We start from the raw sequence: 3315 nt of genomic DNA on the forward strand, positions 1-3315 counted from the left end.
GCGACCTCCAGCGCGCCCTCCTCGACCCACTGGTACAACTCGTCGAGCCGCTCCGCGGGCTCCCCCCAGTCGCCGTGCGGGAAGGGCCGGCCGAGCAGGTCGCCCTGCTTCCTCGCACCCTCCTGTCGAGGGAGCCCCTCGGGCTGCATCTCCGGCTGACTCACCGTGCGACTCCCTCTGCGGCGGCGTCTTTCCTGCGCGCGGCTGACGCGCGACCACCATTCCTACCGCCGAACGGCTGGCCACGAGGACCCGATCACCGGATTTCAGCCCGTAAGGGCTGCCCCATCGGGTATAGGACCGCCCACTCCTCACCCAAAAGAGTGCCCCCGCTTACGGCGCAGGGGCTCGCACGGGGACCCAGGCCGAACCGCGCCGAGCCGCCCTCGAACCGTATTCGAGCCGTATTCGAACCGCATTCGAGCCGCACTCGGACCGCGCCGCGGCCCCCGCCGCACAGCGCCCGCCGCCCCAGGCAATAGGCTGCCTATCGTGAAGGTCCTCGTCATCGGCGGCGGCGCCCGCGAACATGCCCTGTGCCGCGCTCTCTCCCTCGACCCCGACGTCACCGCACTGCACTGCGCCCCCGGCAACGCCGGCATCGCCGAGGTGGCCGAGCTGCACGCGGTCGACGCGCTCGACGGTGCCGCCGTCGCCGACCTCGCCGCCTCCCTGGGGGCGGGCCTGGTGGTCGTGGGGCCGGAGGCCCCCCTCGTGGCGGGGGTGGCCGACGCCGTGCGCGAGCGCGGGATCCCGGCCTTCGGGCCGTCCGCCGAGGCCGCGCAGCTGGAGGGCTCCAAGGCGTTCGCCAAGGACGTGATGGCGGCGGCGGGCGTGCCCACCGCCCGCGCCTATGTGTGCACCAGCCCCGCCGAGGTCGACGAGGCGCTGGACGCCTTCGGCCCGCCGTACGTCGTCAAGGACGACGGCCTCGCCGCGGGCAAGGGCGTCGTGGTGACCGAGGATGTCGAGGCCGCCCGCGCACACGCGCTGGCCTGCGGCCGGGTGGTGATCGAGGAGTTCCTGGACGGCCCGGAGGTCTCCCTCTTCGCGATCACCGACGGCGAGACCGTGGTCCCGCTCCAGCCCGCCCAGGACTTCAAGCGCGCCCACGACGGCGACGAGGGCCCGAACACCGGCGGCATGGGTGCGTACTCCCCGCTGCCCTGGGCGGACCCCGCCCTGGTGGACGAGGTCGTGGCCACGATCTGCCAGCCCACCGTCGACGAGCTGCACCGCCGCGGCACGCCCTTCTCCGGGCTGCTGTACGCGGGCCTGGCGATCACCTCGCGGGGCGTGCGCGTGATCGAGTTCAACGCGCGCTTCGGCGACCCGGAGACCCAGGTGGTGCTGGCCCGGCTGAAGACCCCGCTGGCCGCGGTGCTGCTCGCCGCCGCCACCGGCCGTCTGGCGGCCGAGCCGCCGCTGCGCTGGAGCGACGGCGCCGCCGTGACCGTGGTCCTCGCCTCGCACAACTACCCGGGCACCCCCCGTACCGGCGACCCGATCACCGGGCTGGACGAGGTGGCGGAGAAGGACGGCCCCAAGGCGTACGTCCTGCACGCGGGCACCAAGCGGGACGGCGCGTCCGGTGAGGTGGTGAGCGCGGGCGGCCGGGTGCTCTCCGTCACCGCGACCGGCTCCGACCTGGCGAAGGCCCGCGAACGGGCGTACCGCGCGGTGGGCCGGATCGGCCTGGAGGGCTCCCACCACCGCTCCGACATCGCGGCGAAGGCGGCGGCCGAAGCGGATTCGTAAGCGGCCTAGCGAAGAGACGCTGTAAGAAGTGTCTCAACCGGGGGCTCGAGCGGGCCGGTGAACGGTCCGGAAGGCCGCTTCCGCCTGTTCACACGGGGCCCGGCGTCGCCATCGCGAAGTTCCCGGTTTTACCCAAGGCCATTCCATTGGGTGAGCGGTTCCGCATCCTGCTGACGCGCGCCCGGCCCCCAACTAGTGTGCCGCTCAGGCGAGGTGCGGCAACTGGCCCACCGGCATTGCGGAGTCGGCGGCCGGTGCGACAGTGGGTGGGGAGAAAACAACGCCGCCGTCGTCCGCTGTTCAAACACCGGCCGGACAGTAGGGGGTGATGAGAACCGTGGCAGGTACCGAAGCAGGTGCCCTGGCGGCGCGTGCCCGCGCCCTCGCGGTACTGCGCATCCGGAGCACCGCGCTCGCGGTCGCACTCCTCCCGGCCGCCGCCGCCGTAGTGCTGCTGGCCGGAAGCGCCACCGGCAGTATCGGCGGCTCCCAGGACGAGGGCTGGACGGCCCTGCGCTGGGTGGTGACCGGGGGCGCCCTGGTGGTCCTGCTGCTGGCGGCGGCCGTGGCCGCCGTGGTCGTCCGGGCCAGGCCCGCGCTCACCCCGACGGTGCACATCGCCGAGGAGACCGCGCCCGACCTCTATCAGCTGGTCCGCGATCTGGCCGAGCGCCTGGAGGTCCCCGCGCCCTCGGCCATAGCGCTCACCCCGGACTGCGACAGCTGGCTGGAGGACCGTACGCATCCGGCGCACGCCAACCGGCGGGAGCGCCGGGACCGCGGTGCCCTCGCGGTCGAGGAGCCCCGCCCGGTACGCGGCACCAGAGGGCCCGGCCAGGACCGGGTCGTGGACCGCCCCGAGCGGCGCGCCCCGCGGGCGCCGGTGCTGGTGATCGGCTCGCCGTTCCTGTGGTGGATGCGGGTCGCCGAGCTGCGCGCGCTGCTCGCCCCGGTGGTCGCGGGCACCGGCCCGTCCGTCCACCCCGACATAGCCTCCGCCCGCCGGTTCGTGCGCGGGCTGGACGCCGCCGTGGCCGTCGCGGCCCATGGCGGCGAGCCGTCGTCCGGGCCCGCGCCCGCCCTGGTGGCGGCGGTGCGCCGGCCCGCCTTCGGCTTCGTCGGCTGGGTGGCCCGGCTGCTGCTGCGCGGCTGCCGGGACCACGCGGCCGAGATGGAGCGCGCGGTCGCCGCGGCCGCCTCCGAGCGGGCCCGGACGGTGGACTACGGGCTGCGGATCGTCGCCCAGGAGCAGGTGGGCCTCGCCTACGCGGGCTGGGACCGGCTGCTGACCCGGGTCGCGCTGCCCGCCTGGCGGATGGGCCGCTGGCCCTCCCGGCTGGACGCGGGCGTCGTCTCGGCGCTCACCGAGCTCTCCCGCCGCGACCGGCTCGCCGAGGGGTTCACCTCCCGGCTGAGCGAGCGCCCGGCCTGCGACCTGCTGGAGGAGCCCGGGGTGATGGACGAGGCCACCTCGCTGCTCGCCGCCCGGCTCTTCCACGGCGGCGCAGCAGACCATGGCGGTGACGTGGTCGGCGAGCAGCTCCCGGCCGGTGCGGG

Annotated in this window: 1 protein-coding gene and 2 pseudogenes; 2 read left to right on the forward strand and 1 reads right to left on the reverse strand. The window is 75.1% G+C overall.

The annotated features are described in order from the left end of the window. A pseudogene (locus GWI24_RS46445) lies at positions 1 to 149 on the reverse strand (hypothetical protein); the annotation flags it as partial. Between the two features lie 343 nt (positions 150 to 492). Between GWI24_RS46445 and purD the strand changes: the two are divergent. Next, positions 493 to 1758: a phosphoribosylamine--glycine ligase gene (purD, locus tag GWI24_RS42350; protein WP_210951340.1), complete on the forward strand. Its 1266-nt coding sequence runs from the start codon at positions 493 to 495 to the stop codon at positions 1756 to 1758. Positions 1759 to 2086: 328 nt separating this feature from the next. Beyond that, positions 2087 to 3315: pseudogene (locus GWI24_RS42355) on the forward strand (hypothetical protein); the annotation flags it as partial.

It is taken from the genome of Streptomyces sp. MK37H (assembly GCF_018035285.1).
Lineage (GTDB): Bacteria > Actinomycetota > Actinomycetes > Streptomycetales > Streptomycetaceae > Streptomyces > Streptomyces endocoffeicus.